General features: G+C 72.6%; 14 protein-coding genes and 2 tRNA genes. 7 read left to right on the top strand and 9 right to left on the bottom strand.

Annotated features, from left to right (window positions below; genetic code table 11):
* Nucleotides 1-66: 66 nt before the first annotated feature.
* Together ACFYS8_RS30950 and ACFYS8_RS30945 are read left to right on the top strand one after the other, a co-directional pair.
* Nucleotides 67-1,722: a chitinase gene (locus tag ACFYS8_RS30950; RefSeq protein WP_387647304.1), complete on the top strand. Its 1,656-nt coding sequence runs from the start codon at nt 67-69 to the stop codon at nt 1,720-1,722.
* 211 nt (nt 1,723-1,933) lie between these two features.
* Nucleotides 1,934-2,314 (top strand): VOC family protein, encoded by a 381-nt coding sequence (locus ACFYS8_RS30945; RefSeq protein WP_387647301.1) that lies wholly within the window; start codon nt 1,934-1,936, stop codon nt 2,312-2,314.
* 62 nt (nt 2,315-2,376) lie between these two features.
* On the opposite strand, the gene ACFYS8_RS30940 is transcribed toward ACFYS8_RS30945, so the two are convergent.
* A tRNA-Lys gene (locus ACFYS8_RS30940) sits at nt 2,377-2,450 on the bottom strand.
* A gap of 111 nt (nt 2,451-2,561) precedes the next feature.
* Here ACFYS8_RS30940 and ACFYS8_RS30935 point away from each other — a divergent pair.
* Together ACFYS8_RS30935 and pgi are read left to right on the top strand one after the other, a co-directional pair.
* Nucleotides 2,562-4,142, top strand: a complete 1,581-nt coding sequence (locus ACFYS8_RS30935) for a Na+/H+ antiporter (RefSeq protein WP_387647298.1) — start codon at nt 2,562-2,564, stop codon at nt 4,140-4,142.
* Between the two features lie 171 nt (nt 4,143-4,313).
* Nucleotides 4,314-5,978: a glucose-6-phosphate isomerase gene (gene pgi / locus ACFYS8_RS30930; RefSeq protein WP_387647296.1), complete on the top strand. Its 1,665-nt coding sequence runs from the start codon at nt 4,314-4,316 to the stop codon at nt 5,976-5,978.
* Nucleotides 5,979-6,027: 49 nt separating this feature from the next.
* Here the strand turns inward: pgi and ACFYS8_RS30925 are convergent, their stop codons facing one another.
* Entirely contained in the window at nt 6,028-6,663 is a 636-nt protein-coding gene (locus ACFYS8_RS30925; RefSeq protein ID WP_387647293.1) for a GntR family transcriptional regulator, read from the bottom strand.
* A 58-nt stretch (nt 6,664-6,721) separates the two neighbouring features.
* Here ACFYS8_RS30925 and ACFYS8_RS30920 point away from each other — a divergent pair, with 58 nt between their 5' ends.
* The 3 genes from ACFYS8_RS30920 to ACFYS8_RS30910 are packed head-to-tail and all read left to right on the top strand — an operon-like array spanning nt 6,722 to nt 9,554.
* A complete protein-coding gene (locus ACFYS8_RS30920; protein ID WP_387647291.1) occupies nt 6,722-7,510 on the top strand; it encodes a (Fe-S)-binding protein in 789 nt (262 codons plus the stop codon).
* Nucleotides 7,507-8,940, top strand: a complete 1,434-nt coding sequence (locus tag ACFYS8_RS30915) for a lactate utilization protein B (protein WP_387647288.1) — start codon at nt 7,507-7,509, stop codon at nt 8,938-8,940. The genes ACFYS8_RS30920 and ACFYS8_RS30915 overlap by 4 nt, the downstream gene beginning before the upstream one ends.
* Entirely contained in the window at nt 8,937-9,554 is a 618-nt protein-coding gene (locus ACFYS8_RS30910; protein WP_387647285.1) for a lactate utilization protein C, read from the top strand. The genes ACFYS8_RS30915 and ACFYS8_RS30910 overlap by 4 nt, the downstream gene beginning before the upstream one ends.
* 24 nt (nt 9,555-9,578) lie before the next feature.
* Here the strand turns inward: ACFYS8_RS30910 and ACFYS8_RS30905 are convergent, their stop codons facing one another.
* The 7 genes from ACFYS8_RS30905 to ACFYS8_RS30875 form a co-directional block, all read right to left on the bottom strand.
* The gene (locus ACFYS8_RS30905; RefSeq protein ID WP_387647283.1) at nt 9,579-9,830 is read right to left on the bottom strand and encodes a hypothetical protein; all 252 of its coding nucleotides are present in this window, start codon (nt 9,828-9,830) and stop codon (nt 9,579-9,581) included.
* 111 nt (nt 9,831-9,941) lie between these two features.
* Nucleotides 9,942-10,015, bottom strand: a tRNA-Lys gene (locus tag ACFYS8_RS30900).
* An 87-nt stretch (nt 10,016-10,102) separates the two neighbouring features.
* A complete protein-coding gene (locus ACFYS8_RS30895; protein ID WP_387647280.1) occupies nt 10,103-10,636 on the bottom strand; it encodes a bifunctional DNA primase/polymerase in 534 nt (177 codons plus the stop codon).
* A 115-nt stretch (nt 10,637-10,751) separates the two neighbouring features.
* On the bottom strand, nt 10,752-11,159 hold the full coding sequence (locus ACFYS8_RS30890) for a hypothetical protein (RefSeq protein ID WP_387647278.1): 408 nt from the start codon (nt 11,157-11,159) through the stop codon (nt 10,752-10,754).
* Nucleotides 11,160-11,297: 138 nt separating this feature from the next.
* Complete coding sequence (locus ACFYS8_RS30885; RefSeq protein ID WP_387647277.1) at nt 11,298-12,689, bottom strand: AAA domain-containing protein; 1,392 nt, start codon at nt 12,687-12,689, stop codon at nt 11,298-11,300.
* Between the two features lie 7 nt (nt 12,690-12,696).
* Nucleotides 12,697-14,295: a hypothetical protein gene (locus tag ACFYS8_RS30880; protein WP_387647276.1), complete on the bottom strand. Its 1,599-nt coding sequence runs from the start codon at nt 14,293-14,295 to the stop codon at nt 12,697-12,699.
* On the bottom strand, nt 14,292-15,524 hold the full coding sequence (locus ACFYS8_RS30875; RefSeq protein WP_387647274.1) for a hypothetical protein: 1,233 nt from the start codon (nt 15,522-15,524) through the stop codon (nt 14,292-14,294). Before ACFYS8_RS30875 ends, ACFYS8_RS30880 begins: the two co-directional genes overlap by 4 nt.
* Nucleotides 15,525-15,665: the final 141 nt, after the last annotated feature.

Raw genomic sequence — 15,665 nt, 5'->3', positions numbered from 1 at the left:
CGGGAACCCCACAGCCCCGCGGGCGGGAGAGGGACGTCCCCCACACAGAGGCAGGAGCATCCCCACATGCGCACTCCCCGAAGGAAGCGGCTGATCGCCGCCGGAACCGCCTGGGCGGTGGCCGCCGCGGCCGCCGTCGCAGTCAGCTTCGGACTGGCCGGATCGGCCTCCGCCGGCGAATTCCTGGTCAACGGCGGCCTCGAATCCGGCACCCTCAACCCCTGGACCTGCAGCGGCACCACCGGCAGCGTCGTCACCGGCCACGCCCACACCGGCACCTACGCGCTGGCCGGCGCCGCCTCCTCCACCGACACCGCCCAGTGCACCCAGACCGTCGCCGTCGCCCCCAGCACCACGTACACGCTCAGCGCCTACGTCAACGGCGCGTACGTCTACCTCGGCGTCAACGGCGGCAGCTCCACCTGGACACCCAGCACCGGCGGCGGCTACCAGAAGCTGTCCGTCAGCTTCACCACCACCGCCACCCAGACCTCCGCCACCGTCTTCACCCACGGCTGGTACGGACAGGGCGCCTACTACGCGGACGACATCTCCCTGGACGGGCCGGGCGCGCCGACGGGGTCACCGTCCGCCACCGCCTCTTCCTCTGCGTCCGCCTCCGCTTCTCCCTCTTCCTCCGCGTCCGCCTCCGCTTCGGCCTCGGCTTCGGCCAGCCCGTCGAGCTCGGCGAGCACCCCGCCGCCCCCCGGCAGCCACGCGCTGGTCGGATACCTGCACGCGAGCTTCGCCAACGGCGCCGGCTACCTGAAGATGTCGGACGTCCCCGACAGCTGGGACATCATCGACCTGGCCTTCGGCGAACCGGACTCCATCACCTCCGGCAACATCCACTTCAACCGCTGCCCCGTCGCCCAGTGCCCGGGTGCGGAGTCCGATGCCGACTTCAAGGCCGCGATCGCCGCCAAGCAGGCCAAGGGCAAGAAGGTGCTGCTGTCGATCGGCGGCCAGAACGGCGAAGTGCAGCTCACCACCACTGCCGCCCGCGACGCCTTCGTCTCCTCGGTCTCCTCGATCATCGACAAGTGGGGCCTGGACGGCCTCGACATCGACTTCGAAGGCCACTCGCTGTCGCTGAACACCGGCGACAACGACTTCAAGAACCCGACCACGCCGGTGATCACCAACCTGATCTCGGCCGTGAAGACCCTGAAGGCCAAGTACGGGGCGAACTTCCAGCTGACCATGGCGCCGGAGACCTTCTTCGTCCAGCTCGGCTACCAGTACTACGGCTCGGGCCCCTGGGGCGGCCAGGACCCGCGGGCCGGCGCCTTCCTGCCGGTCATCCACGCACTGCGGGACGACCTGACGCTGCTTCACGTCCAGGACTACAACTCGGGCTCGATCATGGGCCTCGACGGCCAGTACCACAACATGGGCGGCGCGGACTTCCACATCGCCATGACCGACATGCTGCTCGCCGGCTTCCCGGTGGCCGGAAACACCGCCAACATGTTCCCGGCCCTCAAGCCCTCCCAGGTCGCGATCGGCATGCCCGCCAACACCTACGCCGGCAACGGCTACGTCGCCCCGGCCGTGGTCAACCAGGCCCTCGACTGCCTCACCAAGGGCACCAGCTGCGGCTCCTACACCCCGCGGGCTGGCAAGCAGCCGAACCTGCGCGGGCTGATGACCTGGTCGATCAACTGGGACAACTACAACAGCAACGAGTTCTCGCGGAATTTCCACAGCTACTTCGGCTAAGCGCTCCGCAGAACGGAAAGGGGCCGGCCGCCGGGTGGTGGCCGGCCTCGGCTGCGTGTGGGGCTGTCGCCTGCGGCGGGCTTTCGAGGGGGAGGGGAGCCCCGCCCGCCGCAGGCGCTTTCTCTGCCTCTCTTCCTCGGGCCCGCCGCAGGCGGTGGGGGGTCGCCGGGGTGGGGTGGGGTGCCTAGCCTGAGGGGAGGAGGTGGTGGTGATGCTGGGCGATGCGCCGTTGTGTGCGGTGATTCCGGTGACGGACATGGGGCGGGCCAAGCGGTACTACAAGGAGACGCTCGGGCTGGAGCTGGTGAAGGAGGGGGCGGAGGACGTCACGTTCCGGTCCGGGGGTTGTGAGTTCTCGCTGTACGAGACGCCTTACGGGGGGCAGGCCGGTCATACGCTGGCCAGCTGGAAGGTCTCCGACCTGGACACCGAGATGGCCGACCTGCGCCGTCGCGGCGTGGTGTTCGAGGAGTACGACCTGCCGGGGCTGAAGACCCTGGACGGTGTCGCCGAGGCCGACGGCATGCGGGCCGCGTGGTTCAAGGACCTGGACGGCAACGTGCTGTGCGTCAATGAGCGGCGTGCGGCCTGAGACAGAAGCCCCTGAGAACGCAGAAGGCCCCTCGCGTGAGCGAGGGGCCTTCGTGCTGTCTGTGCGCCGCCAGGGACTCGAACCCCGGACCCGCTGATTAAGAGTCAGCTGCTCTAACCAACTGAGCTAGCGGCGCTTGCTGACGGGGAGAACATTACCTGGTCAGGGCCGGAAACACACAATCGGTCCGGTTGAGGGGGGAACGTATGCTGAACGCGGCCGTCCGCTTCTGCCGAGAGGAACTGTCGTGGGCCAGCTGACCCTGCTCTTTCTGGTGCTGCTTGCCTCGGTGGTGACGATGCCGTTGGCGCGGAAGAGCAGGATCCCGCAACCGGTGCTGATGACGCTGGTCGGTCTGGTGTTCGCGCTGGTGCCGCAGATCCCGAACGTGGAGATCGACCCGGAGTTCATCCTGCCGCTGGTGCTGCCGCCGCTGATCTTCGCGGTGGCGCGGCGCTCCTCGGTGCGCTACTTCAAGGCCAACATCCGTTCGATCCTGCTGCTGGCCGTCGCGCTGGTGATCGTCACGACGACCGTGGTGGCGGGCGTGTTCTCCTGGCTGGTGCCGGCCGCGCCGCTCGCGGCGGCGGTCGCGCTGGGTGCGCTGGTCTCGCCGCCCGACCCGGTGGCGGCCGTCGCGGTGGCGGGTGAGGTGGGGCTGCCGCGCCGACTGATCTCGGTGCTGGAGAGCGAGGGCCTGTTCAACGACGTCACCGCGATCGTCATCTATTCGCTGGCGGTCGAGGCGGTCGTCAACGGCGACCTGTCGGTGGGGCACGCGGTGCTGCGATTCCTGCTGTCCGCGGTGGTCGCGGTGGCGGTCGGCGTCGGTCTGGGCTGGGCCAACGCCAAGCTGGCCGGGCTGCTGGAGGACCCCACTCAGCAGGTGGCGCTGAACCTGCTGGTGCCGTTCGCCGCGTACGTGCTGGCGGAGGAGGCGCACGGCTCGGGCGTGCTCGCCGTGGTGGTGTGTGCGCTGTACCTCGCGGACCGGGCGACCGACGCCGACGAGGTGTCGTACCGGCTGGTCGGCAACGCGTTCTGGGAGATCGTCGAGACCCTGATCACCGGTGTCGCGTTCGGCCTGATCGGCCTGGAGCTGTCGACCGTTCTCAAGGACGTCAAGGACACCTGGCACACGATGCTCGGCGACACCGCGATCGTGATCGCCGTGGTGGTCGTGGTCCGGTTGCTGTGGCTGCTGCCCGCCGCGTGGCTGTCCAAGCGGCTCAGTCACGGCGACGAGGACACCCCGATCAGCTGGCGGGAGACCGTGGTGCTGTGGTGGTCCGGGATGCGCGGTGTCGCCACCGTCGCGCTGGCCCTCGCCATTCCGCTGACCCTGCACAACGGGCTGGACTTCCCGGCCCGCAGCGAGATCATCTTCATCGCCTTCAGCGTCGTGCTGTTCACCCTGGTCGTGCAGGGCCTGACACTGCCCTACGTGGTGAAGCTGCTCGGCCTGGACAGCGACCACGACGCGCACGAGCAGGCCGTCCGGGACCTGTGGTGGCGCGCCGCCAAGGCCGGTCTGCACCGGCTGACCGAACTGGAGGAGGAGGACCAGCTGCCGCCGGAGATCACCGAGCGCCTGCGTGAGCGCCAGCACGACCGGCTGGCCCGGCTCTGCCCGGACCGGTACGAGGAGGAGGAGGCGATGGAGGCGAAGCGCCGCGGCAAGAAGTGGCGGCAGGCGTTCGCGGTCGAGCAGGAGATGATCGCCGCGTCCCGCCGGGAGGTGCTCGTCGCCCGCGGCGAATCCGGTGCCGACCCCGAGATCGCGGACCACGTGCTGCGGACGCTCGACCTCCAGTCGGCCAGGAAGTGACGGCCCGTCGACCGCTCGGCGTGCGAGCCGGTGGATGTCCCGGCGGGGAGACCCGCAGGGAATAGGGTTGGGGCCGGGCATGGCTGACGACGGGTGAGGCAGCCGCCGGCCCCAGCCACCCTTTCCGCCGGAACTGCCGGTATCGGCACCGCATGACCCAAGGAGCAACCGATGTCGGACACCCCCGCCAGCGGCCGGACCCCGTTGGACCGCACCCCGCAGTGGGCCGCCCTGGGGAAGCACCGGGCCGAGCTCGGCGACCAGCACCTGCGCGAGCTGTTCGCCGCCGACCCCGACCGGGGCAGCCGCTACACCCTTCAGGTCGGCGACCTGTTCATCGACTACTCGAAGCACCTGGTCACCGACCGCACCCTGGACCTGCTGCGCCAGCTCGCCGCCGCCACCGGCGTCGCCGAGCTGCGTGACGCGATGTTCCGCGGCGAGAAGATCAACACCACCGAGAACCGCGCCGTCCTGCACACCGCGCTGCGCGCCCCGCGCGAGGCGGTCGTCGAGGTCGACGGGGAGAACATCGTCCCGGCCGTGCACGCCGTCCTGGACAAGATGGCCGACTTCTCCGAGCGGGTGCGCTCCGGCGCCTGGACCGGCCACACCGGCAAGCGGATCCGCAACATCGTCAACATCGGCATCGGCGGCTCCGACCTCGGCCCCGCGATGGCCTACGAGGTGCTGCGCTCCTACACCGACCGCGACCTGACGGTCCGCTTCGTCTCCAACGTGGACGGCGCCGACCTGCACGAGGCGGTCCGCGACCTGGACGCCGCCGAGACGCTGTTCATCGTCGCCTCGAAGACCTTCACCACCATCGAGACCGTCACCAACGCGGTCGCCGCCCGCAGCTGGCTGCTCGGGCAGCTCGACACCGGCGAGGCCGCCGTCGCCAAGCACTTCGTGGCGCTGTCCACCAACGCGCAGGGCGTCGCCGACTTCGGCATCGACACCGCCAACATGTTCGAGTTCTGGGACTGGGTGGGCGGCCGCTACTCGTACGACTCGGCGATCGGCCTGTCGCTGATGATCGCCATCGGCCCGGAGCGCTTCCAGGAGATGCTGGCCGGCTTCCGCCTGGTCGACGAGCACTTCCGCACCGCGCCCGCCGAGCAGAACGTCCCGCTGCTGCTGGGCCTGCTCGGGGTCTGGTACGGCGCGTTCTTCGACGCCCAGGCGCACGCGGTGCTGCCGTACTCGCACTACCTGTCGAAGTTCACCGCGTACCTCCAGCAGCTCGACATGGAGTCCAACGGCAAGTCGGTGGACCGCGACGGCCGCCCCGTCGACTGGCAGACCGGCCCCGTGGTGTGGGGCACCCCCGGCACCAACGGGCAGCACGCGTACTACCAGCTGCTGCACCAGGGCACCAAGATGATCCCCGCCGACTTCCTCGGCTTCGCCCGCCCCGTCGACGACCTGCAGGCCGGCCTGGTCGCCCAGCACGACCTGCTGATGGCCAACTTCTTCGCCCAGACCCAGGCGCTGGCGTTCGGCAAGACCGCCGAGGAGGTCGCGGCCGAGGGCGTCCCCGCCGAGCTCGTCCCGCACAAGACCTTCCGCGGCAACCACCCGACCACCACCATCCTGGCCGACGAGCTCACCCCGCACGTGCTCGGCCAGCTGATCGCCCTCTACGAGCACAAGGTGTTCGTCCAGGGCGCGGTCTGGAACATCGACTCCTTCGACCAGTGGGGCGTCGAGCTCGGCAAGGTGCTGGCCAAGAAGATCGAGCCGGTGCTGCTGACCGGCCAGGGCGGCGAGGCGCTGGACGCCTCCACCGCCAACCTGGTCACCCGCTACCGGGAGCTGCGCGGCCGCAAGTAGGCACTTGATGCACGAGGGCCCCGGGGAGTGTTCCCCGGGGCCCTCGGCGTCAGTTGATGCGTGCCAGCAGGGAGTCCGCGTGCGCCGAGATGAGTGCGCGGGCCAGTTCCGGGTCCGGGACGGCGAGGGCGTCGGCGAGTGCCTGGTGTTCGGCGTGGTCCTCGTCGGCGTGCGCGCGGGTCGCGGTGGCGGCCGCGGAAATGCGTATCTGACGGTCCCACAGGGTCTCGTACAGGGAGGTCAGGACGGGGTTGCCGGCCGCCCTGAGCAGCGTCAGGTGGAAGTGCCGGCCGGCCTCCACGGGGTGCGGGTCGCGGTGTTCGCAGGCGGCGCGCAGTTCGGCGGCGGCGGCCGTCAGTGCGGCCGGGCCGCGTTCGGCGAGGGCGTCGACGGCGGCGCGTTCGAACAGCACCCGGGCGGCCAGCACGTTCCGGGCCTCGCCCGGGGCGATCGGGACGACCTGGGCGCCGCGCTTGGGGTACAGGCGCAGGAAGCCCTCCGACTGGAGCCGCAGGAACGCCTCCCGGACCGGGGTGCGGGACAGGCCCAGCTCGAGCGCGACCACGCCCTCGGAGAGCAGCGTGCCGCCCGGCCAGGTGCCGTCGAGCAGTCGGGTGCGGACGTGGTGGTAGGCCCGCTCGGCGGTGGGCTGTGCGTTTGCGGGATGTGGCTCGGCTTCGGTCACCACGCCATTCTGCCACGCATCCCACTCTTGCATCTAAGCTTGCATCTATGATGCGGGCATGCCCCCGAACGCCCCTCACCCCCGGACCGCCCTGTTCGTGACCTGCCTGGGCGACACCCTGTTCCCCGACACCGGCCGCGCCACCGTCACCCTGCTGCGCCGCCTCGGCGTGGAGGTGGACTTCCCGCCCGGCCAGAGCTGCTGCGGGCAGATGCACTTCAACACCGGGTACCGCAAGGAGACCGCCAAGCTGGCCCGGCACTTCGTGGACACCTTCGGCGACTACGAGGAGATCGTGGTGCCCTCGGCGTCCTGCGCGGGCATGCCCGCCGAGGCCTACCCGCTGGCCGCCGCCGGCGACCCCGGCCTGGCCCGGGCCGTCGCCGAACTCGCGCCCAGGGTCGTCGAGTTGACGCAGTACCTGACCGACCGGCTGGGCGTCACCGAGGTCGGCGCGTACTTCCCGCACCGGGTCACCTACCACCCGACCTGCCACAGCCTGCGGGCCACCAAGCTGGGGGACCGGCCCGAACGGCTGCTGCGCGCCGTCAAGGGCATCGACTTCGTCGAGCTGCCCGCGCAGGAGGAGTGCTGCGGCTTCGGCGGCACCTTCTCGGTGAAGAACCCGGCGGTCTCCGGCGCGATGAACGGCGACAAGGCCCGGCACGTGCGGGAGACCGGGGCGTCCGTACTGGCCGCCGTCGACAACTCCTGCCTGATGAACATCGGCGGCCGGCTCGACCGGGACGGCCACCCGGTGCGCACCCTGCACCTGGTGGAGATCCTGGCCCGGACCGAACAGGACGGGCCGCTGCCCGGCGTCCCCGTGGTGGAGAGTGCGCGATGACGAGGTCGTTCCTGGGCTGGCCCGCGTTCCCCGAGGCCGCCGAACGCGAGGTCGGCAACCGGCAGTTGCGGGAGAACGTGCGCCGCGCCACGCACACCATCCGGGGCAAGCGGGCGGTACTGGCCGCCGAACGCCCCGACTGGGAGGCGCTGCGCGACTCCGCCGCCGCGATCAAGGACCAGGTGCTGGCCAACCTGGAGGAGTACCTGCTCCAGGTGGAGGAGAAGGTCACCGCCGCCGGCGGCACCGTGCACTGGGCGCGGGACGCCGCCGAGGCCAACCGGATCGTCACCGACCTGGTCCGGGCCACCGGCGAACGCGAGATCGTCAAGGTCAAGTCGATGCTCACCGAGGAGATCGGCCTCGACGCCGCCCTCGAAGCCGCCGGGATCAACGCCCGGGAGACCGACCTCGCCGCCACCATCGTCCAACTCGGCGACGACCTGCCCTCGCACGTGGTGGTGCCCGCGCTGCACCGCAACCGCAGCGAGATCCGCGACATCTTCGTCCGCGAAATGGGCCGGCACGGCCGCCCCGCACCCGACGGGCTCACCGACGAGCCCGCCGAACTCGCCGAAGCGGCCCGGCTGCACCTGCGGGAGAAGTTCCTCGGCGCGAAGGTCGCCGTCTCCGGCGCCAACTTCCTGGTCGCCGAGACCGGCACCCTGGTGGTCGTCGAATCCGAGGGCAACGGCCGGATGTGCCTCACCCTCGCCGACACCCTGATCTCCGTCGTCGGCATCGAGAAGACCGTCCCCCGCTGGCAGGACCTCGAAGTCTTCCTGCAACTGCTCGCCCGCAACGCCACCGGCGAACGGATGGCCCCCTACACCAGCACCTGGACCGGCACCACCGACGGCGACGGCCCGGCGGCCTTCCACCTCGTCCTGGTCGACAACGGCCGCACCCGCGCCCTCGCCGACCCGACCGGCCGCCAGGCACTGCGCTGCATCCGCTGCGGCGCCTGCATGAACATCTGCCCCGTCTACGAGCGCACCGGCGGCCACGCCTACGGCTCCGTCTACCCCGGGCCGATCGGCGCCATCCTCAACCCGCTGCTCAAGGGCCTCGACGACCCGCAGACCGCCTCCCTGCCGTACGCCTCCACCCTGTGCGGCGCCTGCAACGAGGTCTGCCCCGTGCGGATCCGCTTCACCGACGTGCTGCTCGACCTGCGCGCCCAGGTCGCCGACGGCGGACAGCACCCCCTGGAACGCGCCGCGCTCGGCGCCATCGGCGGCGTGATGGAACATCAGGCCGCCTGGAAGGCCGCCGTGAAGAGCATCGGACTGGTCGGCCCACTGCTGCTGCCCCGGCGGATCAGCCTGCCAGGACCGCTCGGCGGCTGGACCGACAGCCGCACCCTCCCCGCCATCCCCCGGGAGTCCTTCCGCAGCTGGTGGAAGCGGACCGAAGGAGACCCCAAGTGACCGACGCCCGCACCGAGATCCTCCGCCGGATCCGCGCCGCCGCCGTCCCGCCCGTCCCCGAAAAGCCCCGCCACTACCTGCGGCACGCCCCCGGCCTCGACGAGGCCGACCGCCCCGCCGTGCTCGCCCTGTTCACCGAACGGCTCACCGAGTACGGGGCAACCGTGCTGCGCGCGGACCGGATCGGCACCGCGGTGGCGCAGGCGCTCGAAGGCGCCCGGAGCGCGGTGGTGCCCGCCGGGCTGCCGGACGAGTGGACGGCCGACTGGGACGGCGAGGTGCGTGCCGACCGGCCGCCGCTGAGCAACGCCCAACTCGACGCCACCCACGCCGTCCTGACGACCTGCGCCGCAGCCGTCGCCGAATCCGGCACCCTGGTCCTCGACGGCGGACCCGGCCAGGGCCGGCGCGCCGCCACCCTGCTGCCCGACCTGCACGTCTGCGTGGTCCGCGCCGCCCAGGTGCACTCCGCACTGCCCGGCGCGCTCGCCGCAGTCGACCCGACCCGCCCGCTCACCTTCGTCAGCGGGCCGTCCGCCACCGCCGACATCGAAATGATCCGGGTCAAGGGCGTCCACGGACCACGCCGCCTGGCGGTGATCCTGCTGCCCTGACCCTGCGGGGTCAGCGCCGCGTGGTCAGCCCTGGGGGGTCGGCGCCACCGAGGCCGTCGGCCCCGCCGGACGCGGCTCCGGGCCGTGCTGCGCCGTGTACACCAGCCCGAACCCCAGGCCGGCCACCAACGTCACCGCCCCCGTCCACGTGAAAACCCGCCGCAGCCGCCGCTGGAGCTCTTCGTGCCGATGGGCACGCAACGCGGCCGCCTCGGCCTCGGCGAGCTCGGCGTCGAGCCAGGCGGCCCAGTCGGAATGCAGGTCGTCGGACGCCATGACCGGGACATTAGCAGCCCTTTACGCGCGCCCGACCGGGCGGCGGCCCCGCCCTCCCGGCCCGGAAACGCCGAAGGCCCCCCGCTTCCGCGAGGGGCCTTCGACCGTCTGTGCGCCGCCAGGGACTCGAACCCCGGACCCGCTGATTAAGAGTCAGCTGCTCTAACCAACTGAGCTAGCGGCGCTTGCTGACGTGGAAGACTTTAGCAGCGGCCGGCGCCGGAGCCCAAATCCGTTTCCGCCAGGAGTGCCGTCCGCCGGGCACCCGGGGTTCAGCGGGCGTTCGGCAGCGGGTCGCCCGCGTGGGCACGGGCGGCGCGGACGCAGGCCCACAGCACCACGGACGCGCCGGGCAGCCAGGGCTCGCGGGTGTCCGGGGCGACGATCCAGCGGCCGCCGGCCGTGTCGGTGGAGTCCATCGCCCGCTGGACCGGGGGCACCGTCACCGCGTCGCCGATGCCGTGGCAGAGCAGCGGCGGGACGTCCCGGGCCCACTCCTCCCAGGCCAGCAGGGTGCGCAGCCGGGCCGCCGTGCCCGGCTGCGCGAACAGCAGGACGCGGCCGCGGAAGCCGGCCACCGGGCCGCAGCCCGGGCCGGACGCCCACAGTTCGTCGAGCACCCGGCGGCCGAACACCGCCGGCATGCTGATCACGTCGAAGGCCCGGCCGCACGGCAGGACGGCGGGCGCCCACGGACGGGCCTCCCACAGCGCGCGCATGCTGCTCGGGTACTCGCTGGCGGAGGCCAGCCACGCCTCCCCGGCGACGCTGACGTACTCGACGGATTGATAGGTCCAGATGTCCACCCGCCCAGCGTGGACCGGCCACGCCCGGGGCCGCTGCGAAAACCGCGTTCACCGCACATCGGCGGCGGCGAGGGCGTACCATCGCCCGCCGCATATGCCAGCGGCCTGGAGGCGGCTACTCCTCGAGACCGCGGCGCTGCAGGGTGCGGCCGTACTCGACCATCTTCAGCGCGTAGTCGGGCGTCCACTCGGCGCGCTCGGCGATCTGCTCGGCGGAGAGCGCGTCGAACCGGCGCGGGTCGGCGAGCTGGGCCGCGGCGATCGCCTGGAAGTCGGTGGCGCGCTCCGCCGCGGCGCGGAACGCCAGCGTCAACTCGGTCGAGCGGGACAGCAGTTCGGCCGGATCGGCGATCGACTCCAGGTCGAAGAAACGCTCCGGCTCGGGCTCCTTGCCCTCCGGCTCGAAGATCAACTGGGCCGGGCGGATCCGGCGCCCCCGATCGCCAGGCCCCGGCACGGCCGGTACGGCAGCCGGCACCGGCGTACCGCTCTGGTCGGACGCCTGCGGGTGCGAGTCGGGCATGGCGGGGCACCTCCGGGGTGGTGAAGGGAAGACGGCCGTCGTCCATTGTCGCGCGCGGACCGCAGGTAGCGGAACGGTGCGCCCCCGGTTGCTATTCCCCCGCACCGGCGCGCGCCACCCTCCGCGCGCCGGTGCGCGTCAGGTCAGGCGCACGCGGTGCTCGGACAGGCGCGCCAGCACCGCGTGGTTCGCCTCCCAGCCGTCCGGGAACTTCACCGCCACCCCCAGCTGCACCGGCTCCGTCGACGGATGCTCGTCCAACAGCTCCGCGATGCCCGCCCGCGCCACCACGATGCACGCGTGCCGATGCCGGGACGCCAGCACGCACAGCCGCCCCGTCTCCAGGTGGAAGGCCGTCGCGTCCGGCCGCCCCGACAGCGGATGCAGCACCACCGTGACGTCGTACTCCCGGCCCTGCAGCCGGTTCGCGGTGTCCACCGTCACCGCCTCGCCCAGCGCCGGATCCACCGGCACCCCCAGCCGGGCCAGCTCCGCCCGCACCGCCGCCGCCTGGTCCCGGTGCGCCGTGCCCACCGCCACCCGGCCCGCCGTCAACGGCGCCGAACCCTGCTCCGAGACCGCCGTCAACTCCCGCTCCAGCAGCCGCCGCACCGTCTGCGCCACCGCCGCCACCGCCTGCGCGTCGGTCCGCACCGTGTGCCGGGCCGGCAGCTCCAGCAGCGCCCAGCCGCTGTCCGCCGCCTCGTCGATCGCCGCGTCCACCGCCGAACCGTCCGCCCGCACCCCCGGACGCAGCGTCCGCTCACCCGGGCCGGTGCCCGAACGGAACGGCGTGTACGGGTAGAACGCCGACGAGATCAACGGCGCCGCCGAGGCCGGCAGCCGCCACGACACCGGCAGCCGGTGCGGCCGGATCGCCGGATTGTGCGCCAGCAGCGTCACCACCGCCGAGCTCGACGGGTCGTACGACAGGCCCGCCCACTGGTCGGTACCCACCACCGTGAACGGGTCCAACTGGCCCGGATCACCGACGAACAGCGCCCGCTCGAACAGCCGGGCCACCGCCAGCAACGCGTCCGAGCGCATCTGGTACGCCTCGTCCACGATCGCCTGCCGCCACGGCTGCTCGGTCTTCACCCACTGCCACTTCGCCGCCGTGGAGATCACCACGTCCTGCTCCAGCAGGTCCGCGACCTTGTCCCTGGCCGTGACGTTCTGGTGCCGCAGCGCCTCCGGGGCAGGCTTCGAATCGCTCGCGTGCAAGCGGCCGATCGACATGCCGGGGGCCTTCGACGCCAACCGGTCCACCAGGTCGTCCACCTGGCTGTTGGTCTGCGCGACGATCATCAGCCGCTCGCCCGCACCCACCAGCTCCCGGGCCGCCCGCACCACCAGCGTCGACTTGCCCGCACCCGGCGGCGAATCCACCACCACCCCGCGCGGGGCACCCGGCCGCGGCCGCACCACCGCGTCCAGGATCCCCGCGACGGCACGGTCCGCGGCCTCGCCCGGCGACAACGCGCCCGGGGCGTCCAGGGGGTTGGTCACCAGCTCTCCAGAGAAACTCATCCGTACGTCATTCCCACTCGTCCGAACCGGCCGGTGAATCCTCGCCGACCACCGGCGGACCGCCGTGCGTCCACGGAGTGTCCGCCGGCTCCGGCAACGGCGCCGACTGGCGCGGCGTCAGCTCGAACAGCGTGAACACCACCTGGTCGCCCACCGCCGGCACACTGCCCGGCTCCGGATCCTTCCGCCGGCCCATCCCCGACAGCAGCCGCACCACCACCTCGCCCGGCGCCGACGACACGATCTCCGCCCGCTGCGCCGGCTCCGCGTGCGCCCGGTACACCTCACGGCCCGGATCCGCATGCGGACGGTCGCCCGTGCTCACCACCAGCAGCGGACGCGGCTTCGGCGAGCGGCCCTCGGACCACTCCGGCACCACGTCCACCACCTCGCCGGCGAACGCCTCGCCCGCCAGCCGGCGCTCCGCCATCGCCAGCGGATCGTCCAGCGCCTCCTGGATCTCCAGCTTCGCCTGCTCCCGCTCGCGCTGCGCCAGCTTGCGGGCCGCCGTCACCGCGTCGTCCCGGCGCGGCTGCGGCGGCTCACCCGCCGCCACCCGGTCCCGGTGCATGGTGAACGACCAGCGGTCGCCCTCCCAGCGGTCCGGCAGATGACCGGCAGGCGGCAGCTCCCGCAGCAGATCCAGGCCGCGCCACACGTCGTGCCAGGTCGGCAGCGTCGCCGCCAGCAGCACCCGGGACAGCTCCGCCCGGGCCTGCTCGATCAGCCCCGCCGCGCGCCGCTCCTCCTTCGCGTCCCGCGCGGCCCCGGCCCGCTCCCACACCGCCACCGCGGCGTCGTGCCGCAGGATCGCCGGGGCCAGCACCTGCTCGTCGAACCGCGGATCCGTCGCCGGACCGGCCGGCGGATGCACCAGCAGACCGTCCGCGTCGCGCGCCGACTCCACCCACTCCGCGGCCGCCGCACCCGTCGCCGCAGGCTCCAGACCCGCCGGCGGCAGGTGCCAGGCCAGCCGGGCCGCCAGGTGCTGGTCCTCCAGGTTCGACTGACCCGTCGCCCAGTGCCGCGCCAACAGCCCCGTCATCGCCAGCAGCATCGACGAACCCGGCACCTGCGCCCGGTCCGTCAGATGCGTCAACCACCGCCCCAGCAGCGGAACCCGGGTCGGCGCCGGATACTCGCCCGGCTCCGGGTCCTCCGCCGTACGACGGAACCGGGTCGAACGCCCCAGCAGCGCCAGATGCGCCACCCCCGCCGCGTTCGGCACGATCAGCTGCGGCGCGTCCACGCACAACTCCCGCACCACCGGCAGCTTCTCGCCGCTCACCGGGTCCTTCTCCGAACCCTCCAGCAGCTCCACCTGCTCGCCGAACGACTCCAGGTACGGCACCACGTCCGCCGCCATCGCCGCCAGGAACTCCGAACGCTGCGAACGGTTCAGCGGCTGCGGCACCAGATGCAGCCGCGGCGCGTCCCGGTCCGTGCCGAGCAGCACCGCCAGCGGCGCACCCGCCTCACCCGCCGCCGCCAACGGCACCAGCACCATCGGACGCTCCGACAGCCGGCGGTGCAGCACCGTCGCCACCGGCTCCGCCCGCTGACCGCGCACCGCCTCCAGCCGCGCCAGCGTCGACAGCAGACTCACCGCACGCCTCCGAGCCGCACGCCCCCGGCCGCCAAGGCCTCCGCCCGCAGCCGCGCCGCGTACGCCAGCCGCTCGGACGCCTCGTCCAGCCCCAACTCCGCCAGCATCGAAGGCTCCAGGCCCTCCCCGGCGCCCCGCTCCGCCGCCGCCAGCGCCGCCTCCACGGTGCGCAGCGAACCGAGCTCCCCGCGCACCCCGCGGCCCAACTGCTCCACCGCACCCGCGCAGCGGGCCTGCGCCCGGCAGTGGAAACCCAGCTCGCAGGTCGAGATGCACTCCGGACCGTACGCGGCCGGCACCGACGCCACCGCCTCGGTCAACTCCTCGACCGGACGGGTCGGCGCACCCGAATCGTCCCGCGCCAGATCGAACGTCACCCCCTCGGGCAGCGCCTCCAGCAGCTGCTCCACCCTGGTCATCCGGGACAACTGACGCCGGGTGGTGGACAGTTCGCGCCGCACATCGACCGGCACCGCGACCGGCCGGTTGGAGAAGTCCTTCGGGCAGACCAGCAGCGCCGTCAACTCCGGCGCGCCCGGCAGCTCCTGCGTCGCGTAAGGATCGGCGGAGGCCTCGGCGCCGGCCAGCCGGGCCGCCGCCTCCTGCAGCGCCAGCACGTACACCGCGGCCTGCCGGGCCGCCGCACCGACCTTCGCCGGATCGGCCGAACCGTCCAGCACCGGGAAGGACTTGATCTCCACCACGGTGCACCGGCCGCCGTGCACCACCACCGCGTCCGGCTCCAGGTACGCCGGGCTGCCCGCCACCTCCAGCCGCAGCATCGGATGGTCCAGCAGCGTCCAGGACGCCGGATCGGCGGACGCCTCGGCCAGCGCCGCCAACGTCCGCTCCGCGCGCACCGCGGGTGACTGCGAAGGCAGCAGATCCGGCACCGCCAGCGAGGCCACCTCCTCCTCCGGCACCCCCAGCAGGCGGCGCAGCGGCTGCAACAGCACCGCGTAGCCGTCCCGCTTCAGCCGGGACTCGAACTGGAGGCCGCGGCGGATCGCGAACGGCGACTGGCCGAACGGCGCGGGCCGGCCCAGCCGATCGGCCAGCGCGGTCTTGTCCACCCCCGCGGCATCCAGCAGCGCGCGGCGGCGGCATCCGGGATTGGCGGCGAGTGCGGCGAGGGCCCGGGCATCGAGACTGCGCTGCGGCGCGGGGCCGCGCAGCTCGGAGAGCCGCCGGAGCGACGGGGAAGCCTGCCCCAAGTGCGAGACGTTCATGGTGCGGCCCAGTCTCGCATCCGGTGCCGACAAAGCGGAGCCGGTCGCTCGATCCGACCGGTCCGGTGGGGGATCATGGGCCCGGTGGTCCGCAACGGCGCGGCCGCGCACCGCAGTCCTCGAAGCTCCCGCGCTCCCTTC

This window comes from Kitasatospora sp. NPDC004615 (genome assembly GCF_042873545.1).
Classification (GTDB): domain Bacteria; phylum Actinomycetota; class Actinomycetes; order Streptomycetales; family Streptomycetaceae; genus Kitasatospora.
This window is presented reverse-complemented; position numbering and strand designations above follow the sequence as displayed.